Source organism: Streptomyces clavuligerus (genome assembly GCF_005519465.1).
Classification (GTDB): Bacteria; Actinomycetota; Actinomycetes; order Streptomycetales; family Streptomycetaceae; genus Streptomyces; species Streptomyces clavuligerus.
Genome location: NZ_CP027858.1, coordinates 6133773 through 6148478, shown reverse-complemented (window position 1 = coordinate 6148478; position 14706 = coordinate 6133773). Strand labels below are relative to the sequence as shown.

Sequence of the window (14706 nt, the reverse complement as noted above, 5' to 3'; positions counted from 1 at the left end):
ACACGGGCGCACGGCGGGCAGGAAGACCGGACGGACAGGACGGGCGGCGCGCATGGGGCAGGGTGGTCCGGGGGCGGCGGGCGCGGATGTCGTGGTGGTCGGTGGGGGTGTGGTCGGCGCGTCGGTCGCGTTCCATCTGGTCGAGGCCGGGGCGGGGGACGTTCTGGTGGTGGAGCGCGACGAGCCGGGCTCCGGGTCGTCGGGGAAACCGATCGGGGGCATCCGGGCACAGTTCTCGGACCCCCTGAACATCGCGCTGGGGCAGCGGAGTCTGGAGGCGTGGCGGGAGTTCGCCGCCCGGCCCGGGGCCGAGGTCGGGGTGGACAGCACCGGCTATCTCTTTCTGCTCGGCACCGAGGAGGAGGTGGAGCTGTGCGAGCGCGCGGTGGGTGTGCAGCGCGCGCTCGGGGTGGACAGCAGGATCGTGGGGCCGCGGGAGGCGCGGGAGCTGTGTCCCTATGCGGGGCCGGACGGCCTGCTGGCCGCCGCGTACTCCCCTGCGGACGGTCAGGCCCTGCCACCCGCGGCGGTCCGGGGCTATCTGGAGGCCGCGCGGCGGCTGGGCGCGCGGGTGTGGACCCGGTGCGCGGTGACCGGGATCGAGGTGGCGGACGGGGCCGTACGGGCGGTGCGCACGGAGCGCGGAGCGGTCCGCACGGGTGCGGTGGTCTGCGCCGCCGGGGCCTGGTCGGCGGCGGTCGGGGCGTTCGCGGGTGTGGAGCTGCCGGTGACCCCGTTGCGGCGGCAGATCGGTTTCACCGGGCCCCTCTCCCCCGCGCCGCCGAGAATCCCGTTCACCCTCGACCTCGGTTCGACGCTGTACTTCCACGGCGACGGGGCCAGGGGCCTCGCCCTCGGCTTCTCCGACCCCCGGCAGGAGGCGGGCTTCGGACGGGGGTTCAGCAGGGAGTGGCTGGAGCCGTTCCGGGCGGCGGCCCGGCGCAGGGCGCCCGCGCTGGCCGCGCTGGAGGTGCGCCACGGCTGGGCGGGGCTGTACGAGATGACCCCCGACCGCAATGCCCTGATCGGCCGCTCGCCGGAGGTCGACGGCTTCTGGTACGCCACGGGCTTCTCCGGGCACGGCTTCCTCCAGGCGCCCGCGGTCGGTGAGATCATGCGCGATCTGCTGCTGGGGCACCGGCCGTTCGTGGACGTCGGCCCGCTGTCGGCGGACCGGTTCCGGGCGGGCGGCGGCACCCCGCGTCCGGAGGCCCACATCATCTGAGACAGGAGTCATCATGAAGGCGACTTGGGAGCTGCGGGCGGCGTTCGCCCTCCGGCTCTCCGCGATGTACGGAGCCGAGGTCCCCGCGTACACCACCCTCGTGGAGGTGGCGCACGGGATCAACCGCGAGGTGGCCGCCCGGGACGGGCACAGCGGGCGGCTCGGCGGGATCGAACGGGTGACCGCGGAGCGGCACGGGGCCATCCGGGTGGGCACCCCGCACGAGCTGCGGCAGGCCGCGCAGATCTTCGCCGCGCTCGGGATGCGGCCGGTGGGCTTCTACGATCTGCGGGAGGCGGCGGCCAGTTCCGTACCGGTGGTGTCCACGGCCTTCCGCCCGCTGGACGCCGACGAGCTGGAGCGCAACCCGTTCCGGGTCTTCACCTCGATGCTGACGACGGCGGACCGCCGTTTCTTCGACGCGGACCTGGAACGGCGGCTCGGGACGTTCCTCGGGCGGCGTGAGCTGTTCCCGCCGGAGCTGCTGGAGCTGGCCGGGCGGGCGGAGCGGGACGGCGGGCTGGAGGACGGGCCCGCCGAACGGTTCCTCACGCTGGCGGTCGCGGCGTTCGAGCTGTCCCCGGAGCCGGTGGACCGGGCCTGGTACGGCGAGCTGGAGCGGGTCTCCTCCGTCGCCGCCGACATCGGCGGTGTCTCCCGTACCCATGTCAACCATCTGACCCCCCGGGTTCTGGACATCGACGAGCTGTACCGCCGGATGACCGAGCGGGGCGTCACCATGATCGACCGGATTCAGGGGCCGCCGCGGTGGGCGGGGCCCGATGTCCTGCTGCGGCAGACCTCGTTCCGCGCCCTGGCCGAACCCCGGCGGTTCCGGGAGGCCGACGGAAGCGTCCGCGCGGGCACCCTGCGGGTGCGGTTCGGCGAGGTGGAGGCCCGGGGCATCGCCCTGACCCGGGCGGGACGGGCGCGCTACGACGAGCTGATCGGCGAGCCCGCCACGGTGTGGGAGGGGCGTTTCCCCGCCACCGAGCGGGACCTCGCCCTGGAGGGGTTCGGCTTCTTCCGCTTCCAGGCCGCGGAGCCGCGCGTGGGCACAGGGCCGTGTGCGGACGGAGCCCCCCGCGATCTGCGCGGGCTGCTCGACAGCGGCCTGCTGACCACCCACCCCATCGTCTACGAGGACTTCCTGCCCCGTTCCGCCGCCGGGATCTTCCAGTCGAACCTCACCGACGAGGGCACCCGCGACACCTCCGCCGACGGCACCCCCCACGACCTCGACTGGCTCTCCGGCGTGCTGGAGCGCCCGGTGTACGACCCCTTCGCGCTGTACGAGGAGGAGCAGCGCCGTTCGCTGCGGGACGCCTGCGCGGCCATCGGACGACAGGATCTCGGACAGCAGGACCTCGTACGACAGGACCGGGAAGATCTCGACCCCTCCCCGAGTTAGTAGAAGCGTGAACGAATCTGGGGTGCGCGCGGTGGACGTGGTCGTCGTCGGGGCCGGGCAGGCGGGGCTGTCCGCCGCCTACCATCTGCGGCGGGCGGGCCTGGTCCCCGGCCATGACTTCGTCGTGCTCGACCACGCGCCCCGCGCCGGGGGCGCCTGGCAGTTCCGCTGGCCCTCGCTGACCTTCGGCCGGGTGCACGGGCTGTACACACTGCCCGGCATGGAGCTGACCGGCGCGGACGCCTCCCGGCCCGCGTCCGAGGTGATCGGGGAGTACTTCCGGGCGTACGAGGAACGCTTCGCCCTGCGCGTGCGCCGCCCGGTCGACGTGCGGTCGGTGCGATCCGCGCAGTCCGCGCGGTCCGTGCAGTCCGTGCGGCAGGACCGCCGGGACGGGAACGGGGACGGGGACGGGCGGCTGCTCGTCGCCACCTCCGACGGCGACTGGTCGGCCCGCGCCCTGATCAACGCCACCGGCACCTGGGACCGGCCCTTCTGGCCCCGCTACCCCGGGCAGGAGACCTTCCGCGGGCGGCAGCTCCACACCGCCGACTACCGGGGGCCCGAGGAGTTCGCCGGTCAGCGGGTGATCGTGGTGGGCGGCGGCGCCTCCGGGACCCAGCATCTGATGGAGATCGCGCCGCTGGCCGCCGGGACCACCTGGGTCACCCGCAGGCCCCCGGTCTTCGTCGAGGGCCCCTTCGACGAGGGCGCGGGGCGCGCGGCCGTGGCCCTGGTGGCGGAGCGGGTGCGGCAGGGGCTGCCGCCGCGCAGTGTGGTCTCGGTGACCGGCCTGCCGCTCAACGACGCCGTGCGGCAGGCGCGGGCCGACGGTGTCCTGGACCGGCTGCCGATGTTCGAACGGATCACCCCCACCGGCGCGGTGTGGGCCGACGGCCGGACGGTCGAGGCCGATGTGATCCTCTGGGCCACGGGCTTCCGGGCCGTGATCGACCATCTCGCACCGCTCGGGCTGCGGGAGCCCGGCGGCGGCATCCGGATGGAGGGCACGCGTGCGGCGCGCGACGAGCGGATACATCTCGTGGGGTACGGGCCCTCCGCCTCCACCGTCGGCGCCAACCGGGCCGGGCGCGCCGCCGTCCGGGAGATCCGGCGGCTGCTCGCCCGCGAGCCCTCGCCCCCGCCGGTGCCCGCACCCGCACCCGCACCCGTAAGGGTGTCCGTGTCCGACCCGGTCCCGGCGGTCTGATCCCTCACGGGAAAGCCCCGAAAGCGCCGGAAGCCCCGGAACCCCGGGAGGCCCAGAAACCCTGGAGGCCCGGGAGGCCCCGGCTCACACCGACCCCTGCGGCTCCTCCGCCCTCGCGTCCGCCCTGGTCAGCGCCGCGTACCGGCCGTCGAGCGCCAGCAGCTCGGCATGGGTGCCCCGTTCGGCCACCCGGCCCGCGTCCAGGACGACGATCTCGTCCGCGTCCCGGATCGTGGAGAGCCGATGGGCGATCGTGAGGGTGGTCCGGCCCGCCGACAGGGCGTCGATCGCCTCCTGGACGGCGTGCTCGGTACGGGTGTCCAGTGCGCTGGTCGCCTCGTCCAGGATGAGGACGGGCGGGTCACGCAGTATGGTCCGCGCCAGGGCGATGCGCTGTTTCTCGCCGCCGGAGAAGCGGTGGCCCCGCTCCCCCACCAGGGTGTCGTAGCCGTCCGGCAGCCCGGCGATGTGGTCGTGTATCTGGGCGGCGCGCGCCGCCGCCACGATCTCCTCGTCACTGGCGCCGGGGCGGGCGAAACGGAGGTTGTCGGCCACGGAGGCGTGGAAGAGACAGGTCTCCTGGGTGACCACGCCCACCGCGCCCGCGAGGGTGGCGAAGTCGAGGTCGCGCACGTCCACGCCGTCGAGTGCGACCCTGCCGCCCGTCACGTCGTACAGCCTCGGTACGAGATGGCCGAGGGTGGACTTGCCCGAGCCGGTCGCGCCGACGATCGCGAGGCTCGCGCCCGCCGGGACGGTGAGGTCGATGCCGTCGAGGGTGGGCCGGGGCTGCCCGGGGCCGTAGGCGAAGGAGACGTTCTCGAAGCGGACCTCGCCCCGTACCCGTTCCAGCGGCACCGGCACGGCGGGCTCGGTGATGTCCACGGGCAGGTCCAGATACTCGAAGATGCGGCGGAAGAGCGCCAGTGAGGTCTGGAGGTCCACGCCGGTGGACAGCAGACTCACGGTGGGCCGGAACAGACCCTGCTGAAGGGTGATGAAAGCCACCAGTGTGCCCAGGGACAGGGGCGCCCCTCCCTGGTGGAGGGCGAGACCCGCCGCCCAGTAGAGGAGCGCGGGCATCGCCGCCATCACGATCCCGATGACGGACATCCGCCAGCGGCCCGCCGTACCGGCGCGCACCTCCAGCTCCACCAGTCGTTCCGACTCCTCGGTGAACGAGCGGGTGAGCGCGTCCGTGCGGCCCATGGTGCGGCCGAGCAGGATGCCGCTCACGGACAGGGACTCGGTGACGGTGGCCGCCATCACGGCGAGCTGCCGCTGCCGCTGGGACGTGATCCTCTCGCGCTCGCGGCCCACCCGGCGGCTGATGGCGACGAACAGCGGCAGCAACAGCAGGGAGACGAGCGTCAGCCGCCAGTCCAGGGCGACCATGGCGACGACGGTGGCGATCACCGCCGTCAGATTGGCGACCAGGGAGGTCACCGTCGAGGTCACGGTCGACTGCATCCCGCCGATGTCGTGGGCGATCCGCGCCTGGACCTCGCCGGTGCGGGTCCTGGTGAAGAAGGCGAGCGACATGCGCTGGAGCCGGGCGTGGACCGCGGTCCGCAGATCGTGCATCACCCGCTGGCCGACGGTGGTGGAGATCAGGGTCTGGAGCACCCCGAGGACACCGGTGAGCACCGCGATGAGGATCATGCCGAGGGCGAGCAGCCCCAGCAGCCCGGTGCGGCCCTCGGGGATCGCGGTGTCCAGGATCTCCCGCAGCAGGAACGGGGAGGCGACCGAGACCAGCGCGGAGGCGACGACCAGCAGGGCGACGAGCGCGAGCCGGCCCCGGTAGGGGGTGAAGAGCCGCAGAATCCGCCCCAGCTCGACCGGGGGCTGGTCGGGGGAGGCGGGCGGTGGTGTCCAGGAGATCCGTTCGGGGCGCATGGGCTCCTTCGCTCGGTGTGGGGGGTCGGTCGGGCGCCGGGTGCCGGCGGTCCGCGAGGGCCGCGGCCGCCGGGCCGCGGTCCTCGCCCGGGGCACGGGCCGCCGGGTCCGTGCCGCTTCGAGCGTACGGGCACCCAGGGGCACGAGCGTACGAATATCGGATCAGGTACCGGGCACCGGGCTGCGCGGCCCCGCGCGCACCCCGTCCCCCTCCCCGGACCGTCCCCGTCCCCGACCCCTCCCCCGTTCCGCAAGAGCCCCTTAAGCCGCGCCCGCCAGGATCGTGCCGACGGCCCCCGGGTCCGGCGGCCCCCGGCCCGTACGGCGGCCCCGGACCGGGCGGCGGACCGGCGGGCCGGGCGGCTTCCGGAACGCGTCGGTGAAGCGAATGTCGGTGAACGGAGACACCATGGCCACGGTTGCGAGCACCACCGTGGGCGAGCGGACCGGTCCCCTGGACCGGTTGCGCGCCCTCCATCGCGAAGGACGCCTCGTCGCGGCCTACCCCGAGGTGCCCGGCCTGCTGGCCGAGCTGGCGGCGGCGGGCGACCCCGCCGGGCCGCCCGCGCCCGATCTGGTGCGGGCGGGTCAGCTGCTCGCCCGGCTCGACCCCGCCGCGGTGCGCGCGGCCCACCCCGCCGTCGACACGTTCGCCGCGGTGGTCACCGGCCACTCCACCCTGGGGGGCCTGACCGCCCCGCTGACGGCCGAACTCGCCCGCCACGGGATGCTGCTGAGGCTGCGTCCGGGCGACTTCGGCTCCTGGTTCCGCGACCTCCAGGACACCGGGAGCGAGCTGTACACGGCCCGCGCCGACGCGGTGCTCTGCGTCCTGGACGCGCAGATCGTCTTCGACGAGCTGCCGCACCCCTGGCTCGTGGAGGACCTGGAGCGGATCGCGGCGGCGAAGCTGGCCCTGATCGGCTCGCTCGCCGAGCGCTATGTCGCCCACGGCACGGGCACCCTGGTGCTCAACACCCTGCCGCTGCTGCGCGGCCACACCCGACGGCTGGTGGACGCCCGCTCCCGCGCCCGGCTCGGCGTGGTCTGGCGGGAGTTCAACGCCGGTCTGCTGCGGCTGTCCGCCGCCCACGACCGGGTCCATGTCGTCGACCTCGATCCGCTGGTGGCCTGTGGGCCCCCGGTGCAGGACCCCCGGCTCGCCGCCTACGCCAAGGTGCTCCTCGGCGACGAGCTGCTCGCGGGGTACGCCCGGGAGGTCGGGCACCTCGCCCGGGGGCTGCGCGGGCGCACCAGGAAGGTGCTGGTGGTCGACCTCGACAACACCCTGTGGGACGGCATCCTGGGCGACGACGGCCCGGAGGGCATCGCCGCGGCCACCACCTACCGCGGTGAGGCGTTCGGCCGTTTCCAGAAGGCGGTGGGCCAGATCGGCGCGCAGGGCGTCCTGCTCGCCGTGTGCAGCAAGAACGACCGCGAACCGGTGCTGGGGGTGTTGCGCGACCACCCCGACATGGTGCTGCGGGAGCAGGACTTCGTCCGGGTCAACGCCAACTGGGAGCCCAAGGACGGCAACCTCCTCGACATCGCCCGGCGGCTCAACCTCGGGGTGGACAGCCTGGTCTTCGCCGACGACTCGCCCTTCGAGTGCGGTCTGGTGGCGGGCAGTCTGCCGGGCGTGGCCGTGATCCGGCTGGACGAGGAGCCCGCGCTCCATGTCGAACGGCTGCTGGCCGACGGCTGGTTCGACGTGCCGGAGCTGACCGCGGAGGACCGGGCGCGCGCCGCGCAGTACCGTACGGACGCGGCCCGCCAGGATCTCCAGGAGAGCGCGGGCTCGATGGAGGAGTACCTCGCGGGCCTGGGGGTCGAGGTCTCGTTCTCGCCGGTGCGGGAGCACGAGATCGCCCGGGTCTCCCAGGTCACACTGCGCACCAATCAGTTCAACCTCACCACCGAGCGCTTGCAGCAGGCGGAGGTCCGGGCGCTGCTCGGCTCCCCGGACCACCGGGTCCTCGCGATCCGCTCCCGCGACAGGTTCGGTGACAACGGGCTGGTCGGGGCGGTGTTCGTCGACACGGCCCGGGAGGGCGGCGGCTGGCACATCGACAACATGCTGCTGAGCTGCCGGGTGTTCGCCCGGGGGATCGAGCAGTCCTGCCTGGCGGCGGTGGTCCGCGCGGCCAGGGACGCGGGCGCGGGCGCGGTGTACGCGCGCTACCGGCCCACGGCCAAGAACCACAAGGTGCGCGGGTTGTACCCGTCCGCGGGCTTCGCGGAGCTGGCCGAGGACGGGGCGGGCGCGGTCACCTTCCGCCACGACCTGGCCGATGAGACCCTGCCGGTGGTGCCGGGGCATGTCCGTCTGACGGCGGACCTCGCCGGGACCCTGTCCTGAGGAGCGGGCCCATGACCACGATTCCCGGCGCGGGGTTCGGGCCCCGCGCCGTCCGCCGGGCCGGACGGTTCCTGGTACGGGGTCTCGCCTCGCTGGCGGCGATGTTCGGCGTCCTCCCGGCGGAGCACTTCAGGGCGGCGGCCCGGGAGTGGTCGGGGCGCTCCACGCCGCCGGTGCGCCCGGCCCCGGACCCGGCTCCGGCCCCGCGTTCCGAGCCCTGGGCGGTGCCCCGGGGCGGTCCGTGGGACGACGACGGGGGCGGGCTGCTGTTCCCGTGGGGGCTGCCGCGCGTCGGCGGTGCCGTGCTCCCGCTGGACGAGCCTCCGCCCGCCCACCCGGAGCGGCTTGTTCCGCACCATCCGCCCGCGCCGGGGGAACGGGAGCTGTGGGCGCAGTTGGAGGACCCCTTCCCGCCGCCGCCCTGAGCCCCCCGCTCCCTTCTCCCGGGCCCTCGACTCCCTCGTCCTGAGCCCCCGCCCCTTCTCCTGGGCCTCCGTCCCCTCGTCCCGATCCCTCGATCCCCTTGTCCTGAGCCCCCGTCCCGAGCCCCCGCCTCTTTCTTCTGAGCCTCCGCCCCCTTGCTCTCCCCGAGCCCCCGTCCGTACGGCGGGCCGCAGATCCCCGCACAGCCCCGCCCGGCCCTGGCCGGAGCGGACGCGAGCCCTCTCCCCGGGGGCCGTACCGGCACGGTCCCCCCGGTACGGCCCCCTTCTCGCGCTTCCCCCCTCCGTGCTTCCTCTCCGTGCTTCCTCCCGGCGCCTCCCCTCGGCGCGTTCCCTCCCCGTCGGTGCCCCGTCCATGCCCCGTCCGTGCCCCGTCCGTGCGCTCGTGGTGCGCCGACGGCCTGTCAAGACCCCGCCGGGGACGGGCCGGACCCGGCTCGGGTCCAGCGCAAGACCGGCTTTAGAGCCGGAGCCGACCATCGGCACGAGTCGGCAGAACAGTCGGTCCAAAGAAATGCACATCGCTTCAAATAGGCGAGGGGATGACGGTGGCGGAATTCGGTTCATTCGCGGAGCTTGTGCTGACGCGGTCGGACGAACGGGGTGACGCGGACGCTTTTGTGTTCCTCGCGGAGGGCAGGGGCGGCACCCAGGCCGAGCACCTGCCCTATGCGGAGCTGGACCGTGCCGCCAAGGACCTGGCGTCCTGGCTCCAGGAACGGGGGCTTCAGGGACGTCAGGTGCTGCTGCTGTACCCCTCGGGCCTGGAGTTCATCAAGGCGTTCGTGGGCTGCCTGTACGCGGGCGCGGTCGCGGTGCCCGCGCCGCTCCCCAGCGAGCAGGGCCAGCACTTCCAGCGGGTGTCCGGAATCGTGCGGGACGCCCGGGTGGGCGCGGTGCTCACCCTCGGCGCCCATGTGCCCGACGTCGAGGCGTGGCTCGCGGCGGAGAACTTCTCCGACGTGGCCTGCCTGGCCACGGACCGGGGGCCGGTCGCCGACGCCGGGGCCTGGAGCGACCCCCGGCTCCGCCCGGACGACCTGGCCTTCCTCCAGTACACCTCGGGTTCGACCAACGCCCCCAAGGGGGTGATGGTCTCGCACGGCAATCTGCTCGCCAACGAGGCGGCGATCGCGCGGGCCACCGGCAACACCCCCGACACGGTCGTCGGCGGCTGGCTGCCCTTCTACCACGACATGGGACTCATCGGACATGTGCTCCAGCCGCTGTGGCTGGGGACCGTGAGCGTGCTGATGTCCCCGGTCTCGTTCCTGCGCAAACCGGCCCGCTGGCTCCAGATGGTGAGCGAGTACGGCGTGCACGGCAGCGGCGGTCCCAACTTCGCCTACGACCTCTGTGTCCGCAGGATCACCGACGCCCAGTTGGAGGGCGTGGACCTGTCCACCTGGCGGACGGCCTGCAACGGTGCCGAGCCGGTCAGGGCCGAGACCCTGAAGGCGTTCACCGAGCGCTTCGGGCCGTACGGCTTCCGGGCCGAGACCATGTTCCCCTGCTACGGCATGGCCGAGACCACCCTGCTGGTGACGGGCACCCCGCGGGGCCGGGGCGCGCTGGTGCGCGAGGTGGACGCGGCCGGTCTGGAGCGCGGCGCGGTGCAGGGCCCGTATCTGGGCGCGCCCCGGCGCTCCCTGGTCAGCAGCGGGGTGGCGGACGGCGAGGACTTCGAGGTGCGGGTGGTGGACCCGGACACCCGGGCGGAGCGGCCCGCCGGCCGGGTTGGGGAGATCTGGGTGCGCGGGGCCAGCGTGGCCTCGGGCTACTGGGAGCGACCCGAGGTGAACGCCGAGGTCTTCGGTGCGCGGATCAGCGGTCTGGAAGGGCTCGGCACCTGGCTGCGCACCGGTGACCTCGGGGTCCTGGACGGTGCCGAGCTGTTCGTCACGGGGCGGCTGAAGGAGATGGTCCTCATCAACGGCCGCAATGTGTATCCGTACGACGTCGAGAGCGCGGTGCGGACCCTCGACCCGGCGATCGGGACCGGGGCGGTCTTCGGGATCGACGCCGAAGGCCAGGAGCAGTTGGTGGTGATCCACGAGATCAAGGCCGCCGCCGCGCACACGGATCTCGCGGGGGTCGCGGCCGGAATCCAGCGGCTGATCGCCAAGGAGTTCGCCGTACCGGCCGGGAACGTCCTGCTGGTGCGGCCGGGCACGATCCGCCGGACGACGAGCGGCAAGATCCAGCGGACGCTGATGCGGCGCCTGTTCGCCTCGGGGGCGGTGGTCCCGCTGCACGCGGTGCTCGACCCGGCGGTGCGCGCGCTCGTCGCGGCGGCGGAGACAGCGGCCGGGGCAGCGGCCGGCGCAGGAACGGCGGGGGCGAAGAGCGACCCGACGGCGGCGCCCGCGGGCACCGCCCCGGCCCTCACCCCGGTGGGCTGACCCATGGACCACCGCCCCTACCGCGTCGCCCAGGAGCTGGAACTGCTGCTGGGTGACCCCGAGGACCCCGAGTCCGCCTTCCCGCACGCGCTCAGTCTGGAGCTGGACGAGCGGGAGGAGTTCCCCGCCCCGATCTGCCGGGCCCTGGAGAGCTGGGGGCTCCAGGAGTACTACATCCCGGCGGAGTACGGCGGCCGGCTCACCGACTACGAGACCGTGATGCAGGTGATGCGGGTCGTGGCCCGCCGCGATCTGACGGTCGCCATCGGGCACGGCAAGACCTATCTGGGCGGGGTGTGCGTCTGGGTCTCCGGCTCCGAGAGCCAGGCCCGGCGGCTCGCCGAGGACATCCGGTCCGGGGTGCCGGTCTCGCTCGCCCTCACCGAGCGCGCGCACGGCAGCGATCTGCTCGCCGGGGATGTGCTCGGTGAGCCGGACGGCAGCGGCGGCTGGCGGCTCACCGGTGAGAAGTGGCTGATCAACAATGCCACCCGGGGGAGTCTGCTCTCCGTGCTCACCCGTACCCACCCCGAGGGCGGGCCGCGCGGCTTCACCGTTCTCCTGGTGGACAAGCGGACCCTGACCCAGGGTGAGCACTACCGCTGTGTGCCGAAGATCCCGACCCATGGCATCCGGGGCGCCGACATCAGCGGGATCGCCTTCGACGGGGCCCCGGTCCCGGCGGGCGCCGCCGTCGGCGCGGAGGGCACCGGTCTGGAGACCGTGCTCAAGGCGCTCCAGCTCACCCGGACGATGTGTTCCTCGCTGTCGCTGGGCGCCGCGGACCACGCGCTGCGCATCGCCCTGGACTTCGCCGAGCGGCGCGAGCTGTACGGGCGGCGGCTGGTGGAGCTGCCGCAGGCCCGCCATGTGCTGGCGTCGGCGGCGGCGGACGTGCTGGCCGGGGAGGCGCTGGCGACGGTGGCGGCCCGGTCCGTGCACACGGCGACGGACGAGCTGAGCGTGGCCGCCGCCGTGACCAAGTACCTGCTGCCGACGGGCACCGAGGCCGTGATCGCGGAGCTGACCCGGCTGCTGGGCGCGCGGGCCTTCCTCAAGGGGGTGCACGCGCGGGGCATGTTCCAGAAGGTGGACCGGGACCACCGGATCGTCGGTCTCTTCGACGGCAACACCCTGGTCAATCTGAACGCGCTGGTGAACCAGTTCCGCACGCTGGCCAGGGGCTGGCAGCGGGGCACCGGCGACACGGCGGGCGCGGCCCGCGCCTTCGACCTCCGTACGGAGCTGGAGCCGCTGGAGCCGGAGCGCCTCAGCCTGGTCGCCCGGCGCGGCAGCGGCATCATGGCGACGCTGCCGGAGTCGGTGGCGGCGCTGCGGGAGGAGGCCGCGCGGCGGCCGGAGCTGAAGGGCGCGCTCGGCCCGGCCGAGCGGCTGCTGACGGCGGCCGGCCGGATTCACGAGGAGATGGACACCTACCGGTCGGTGGTCGGCGATGTGCCGCCGCAGGCGTTCGACGTCGCCCGCCGGTACAGCCTGGTGCTGGCCGGGGCCGCGGCGCTCGGGCTGTGGGCACACAACCACCGCACGGGCAGCGCGGGCCGTACGGCCGGGCTGTGGCAGGACGCGGTCTGGCTGTGGCCGGTCCTCGACCGGCTGCTGGTCCGGCTGGGCGAGCAGCACACGGGCGAGCCGGAGGCGTATCCGCGGCTGCTGGAGCATCTGCGGGCGGCCACGGCCGCCGGGGAGCTGTTCTCCCTGCTGCCGCTGCGGCTGCACAGCGCCCCGGCCGCCGGCACCGTACCGGCCGGGGCCCCCGCGCCCGCCCGGGGGAGCGCCGGACCGGCCACCGCGGGCACGCACAGCACACCCGTACACACCGACACCGGAACACCGCCCGACAGCGGGTCCGGACACCCGAGGGGACGCCATGCTGAGTGATCCCGCCGTCCCGGGGCTCCGCGACGAGGCCGCCCCGACCGGCATCGAGAACGGCACGGGGCACGGCCCCGGCACCGACAGCACCGACAGCACCGACAGCACCGACGGGGTGCTCGCCCACGAGGCCCAGGAGAGTGTGGTCCAGGCCCGGATCGCCGATCTGGAGAAACGGTTCGGGGACCTCGACGACGAGGGCAACCCGCTGTCCGCCGGGCATATCCTCGCCGCCGACGAGGCGGGTGAGCTGCCGCCCGCCGGGGAACGCCTCCTGGACGAGCTGGTCTTCAACGCCGAGTTCGTGCCCACGGCGCTGGGCGGGCGGCTGGACCGGCTGGACACCCTGGTCCGGGTGATGCGGCAGCTCTTCCGGCGCGATGTGGCGCTGGGCCTCGGCTACGGCATCACCTCGTTCATGGCGGCGGCCAATGTGTGGACGGCGGGCAGCCCCGAGCAGCGGCGCAGACTGGCCGGGCTGCTCCTGGACAACCAGAAGGTCTCCGTCGCCTACCACGAGCTGCCGCACGGGAACGACTTCGTCCGCAACGAGTTCCGGGCCGACCCGGTCCCCGGTGGCTACCGGCTGCACGGCCGCAAGGAGGTCATCAACAACGCCGACCGGGCCGCCGCCTTCTCCCTCTTCTCCCGGACGGACGGGACGCCGGGCAGCCGCAGCCACTCGGTGCTCTTCGTCGAACGGGACCGGCTCGACGCGGAGCGGTTCTCGGTGCTGCCCCGCTACGCCGCCGTCGGGGTCCGCGGCTGCCGGCTGTCCGGGCTGGAGTTCGACGGCTGCCCGGTGGACGACGGCACGCTCGTGGGCCGGGTGGGGCAGGGCGTCGAACTGGCGCTGCGGTCCTTCCAGATCACCCGCAGCGCGATCCCCGGCATGGCGATCGGGGCGCTGGACACCAGTCTGCGCACGGTGGTGCGGTTCGCCCTGGGGCGGCAGCTCTACCGGCGGACGGTGATGGAGATACCGCACGCCGCCGAGACCCTCACCGGCGCCTTTCTCGACCTGCTGATCTGCGACAGCATGGCGCTCGTCGGCACCCGGGCGGTGCATCTGCTGCCGGACGAGACCAGTGTGTACGCGGCGGCGGTGAAGTACCTGGTCCCGAAGATGCTCACCGACACCATGTACGACCTGTCGATCGTGCTCGGGGCGCGGTTCTACGTCCGCGAGGGCGCGTTCGGACTCTTCCAGAAACACGTCCGCGACCTGCCGGTGCTGAGCCTCGGCCACGCGGGCTCCGCCGCCTGCCAGGCGACGATCATTCCGCAGCTCTCCCGGCTCGCCCGGCGGGCTTGGTTCGCGGGGGACGAGGCACCGGAGGCGCTGTTCCGGCCCCGGGAGGGGCTGCCGGGGCTGCCGTTCGACCGGCTCGCGCTGGCCAGCGGGCGGGACAGTCTCAGCGCCTCCCTGGTCGCCGCCGTCGACGGACTGCCCAGCGGCTCCCCGGAGGAACTGGCCGTGCAGGCGCTGGTGATGCGGCTCCTCGACCAGTTGCGCCAGCTCCAGGAGGACAGCCTCAGCCTGACCCCGCAGGACCGGACCGCGCTCGCGTCGCCCGCCAGCTTCGCCCTCGCCGACCGCTACGCCGTCTTCCTGGCCGCCGCGTCCGTCCTGGGTGTCTGGCGGGCCGCCCGGGACGACGGCGACCCCTTCCTGGCCGACCCCGCCTGGGCCGCCGCCGCGCTGCACCGGCTGTGCCGGCGGCTGGGGCTGCGCCCCGCCGGGCTGCCGCCCTCGTGCGAGGGCCGGGTGCACGAGGAAGTGCTCCGCCGCTTCCACGAACGCCGCAGCTACGACCTCTACGACACCCCGCTGGCCGGTTGAGAGACCGGCGCGCCCGATCTA

9 protein-coding genes are annotated in these 14706 nt (G+C 74.1%); 8 read left to right on the top strand and 1 reads right to left on the bottom strand.

Going from position 1 to position 14706, the window contains the following annotated elements; all coding sequences use genetic code 11:
- The first annotated feature begins 52 nt into the window (after window positions 1-52).
- Genes CRV15_RS25975 through CRV15_RS25965 form a run of 3 tightly spaced genes read left to right on the top strand, consistent with a single transcriptional unit; the run spans window position 53 to window position 3846 of the window.
- On the top strand, window positions 53-1225 hold the full coding sequence (locus CRV15_RS25975; protein WP_003959519.1) for an NAD(P)/FAD-dependent oxidoreductase: 1173 nt from the start codon (window positions 53-55) through the stop codon (window positions 1223-1225).
- A 13-nt stretch (window positions 1226-1238) separates the two neighbouring features.
- Window positions 1239-2636 carry a 2-oxoadipate dioxygenase/decarboxylase gene (gene hglS, locus CRV15_RS25970; RefSeq protein ID WP_003959520.1) on the top strand — a complete coding sequence of 466 codons (1398 nt, stop codon included), beginning with the start codon at window positions 1239-1241 and terminating at the stop codon, window positions 2634-2636.
- 7 nt (window positions 2637-2643) lie between these two features.
- Window positions 2644-3846, top strand: coding sequence for an NAD(P)-binding domain-containing protein (locus CRV15_RS25965; RefSeq protein ID WP_003959521.1), 1203 nt, complete (start codon window positions 2644-2646; stop codon window positions 3844-3846).
- A gap of 84 nt (window positions 3847-3930) precedes the next feature.
- Here CRV15_RS25965 and CRV15_RS25960 read toward each other — a convergent pair whose 3' ends face one another.
- On the bottom strand, window positions 3931-5745 hold the full coding sequence (locus CRV15_RS25960; protein WP_003955348.1) for an ABC transporter ATP-binding protein: 1815 nt from the start codon (window positions 5743-5745) through the stop codon (window positions 3931-3933).
- A gap of 409 nt (window positions 5746-6154) precedes the next feature.
- Between CRV15_RS25960 and CRV15_RS25955 the strand changes: the two genes are divergently transcribed.
- The 5 genes from CRV15_RS25955 to CRV15_RS25935 all read left to right on the top strand — a co-directional run bounded on the left by CRV15_RS25955 (window position 6155) and on the right by CRV15_RS25935 (window position 14685).
- Window positions 6155-8104, top strand: coding sequence for an HAD-IIIC family phosphatase (locus tag CRV15_RS25955; RefSeq protein ID WP_009995344.1), 1950 nt, complete (start codon window positions 6155-6157; stop codon window positions 8102-8104).
- An 11-nt stretch (window positions 8105-8115) separates the two neighbouring features.
- On the top strand, window positions 8116-8529 hold the full coding sequence (locus CRV15_RS25950) for a DUF6059 family protein (RefSeq protein ID WP_003955350.1): 414 nt from the start codon (window positions 8116-8118) through the stop codon (window positions 8527-8529).
- Window positions 8530-9089: 560 nt separating this feature from the next.
- On the top strand, window positions 9090-10949 hold the full coding sequence (locus CRV15_RS25945; protein WP_003959526.1) for a fatty acyl-AMP ligase: 1860 nt from the start codon (window positions 9090-9092) through the stop codon (window positions 10947-10949).
- Window positions 10950-10952: 3 nt separating this feature from the next.
- Window positions 10953-12848: an acyl-CoA dehydrogenase family protein gene (locus CRV15_RS25940; protein WP_003955353.1), complete on the top strand. Its 1896-nt coding sequence runs from the start codon at window positions 10953-10955 to the stop codon at window positions 12846-12848.
- Window positions 12838-14685: an acyl-CoA dehydrogenase family protein gene (locus CRV15_RS25935; RefSeq protein ID WP_003959527.1), complete on the top strand. Its 1848-nt coding sequence runs from the start codon at window positions 12838-12840 to the stop codon at window positions 14683-14685. The genes CRV15_RS25940 and CRV15_RS25935 overlap by 11 nt, the downstream gene beginning before the upstream one ends.
- The last annotated feature ends 21 nt before the right edge of the window (window positions 14686-14706 follow it).

What these genes read in the sequence shown, in the direction of transcription:
- CRV15_RS25975 (WP_003959519.1), top strand. Translation starts at nt 53, where the DNA reads ATGGGGCAGGGTGGTCCGGGGGCGGCGGGCGCGGATGTCGTGGTGGTC.
- hglS (WP_003959520.1), top strand. Translation starts at nt 1,239, where the DNA reads ATGAAGGCGACTTGGGAGCTGCGGGCGGCGTTCGCCCTCCGGCTCTCC.
- CRV15_RS25960 (WP_003955348.1), bottom strand. Translation starts at nt 5,745, where the DNA reads ATGCGCCCCGAACGGATCTCCTGGACACCACCGCCCGCCTCCCCCGAC.
- CRV15_RS25955 (WP_009995344.1), top strand. Translation starts at nt 6,155, where the DNA reads ATGGCCACGGTTGCGAGCACCACCGTGGGCGAGCGGACCGGTCCCCTG.
- CRV15_RS25950 (WP_003955350.1), top strand. Translation starts at nt 8,116, where the DNA reads ATGACCACGATTCCCGGCGCGGGGTTCGGGCCCCGCGCCGTCCGCCGG.
- CRV15_RS25945 (WP_003959526.1), top strand. Translation starts at nt 9,090, where the DNA reads ATGACGGTGGCGGAATTCGGTTCATTCGCGGAGCTTGTGCTGACGCGG.
- CRV15_RS25940 (WP_003955353.1), top strand. Translation starts at nt 10,953, where the DNA reads ATGGACCACCGCCCCTACCGCGTCGCCCAGGAGCTGGAACTGCTGCTG.
- CRV15_RS25935 (WP_003959527.1), top strand. Translation starts at nt 12,838, where the DNA reads ATGCTGAGTGATCCCGCCGTCCCGGGGCTCCGCGACGAGGCCGCCCCG.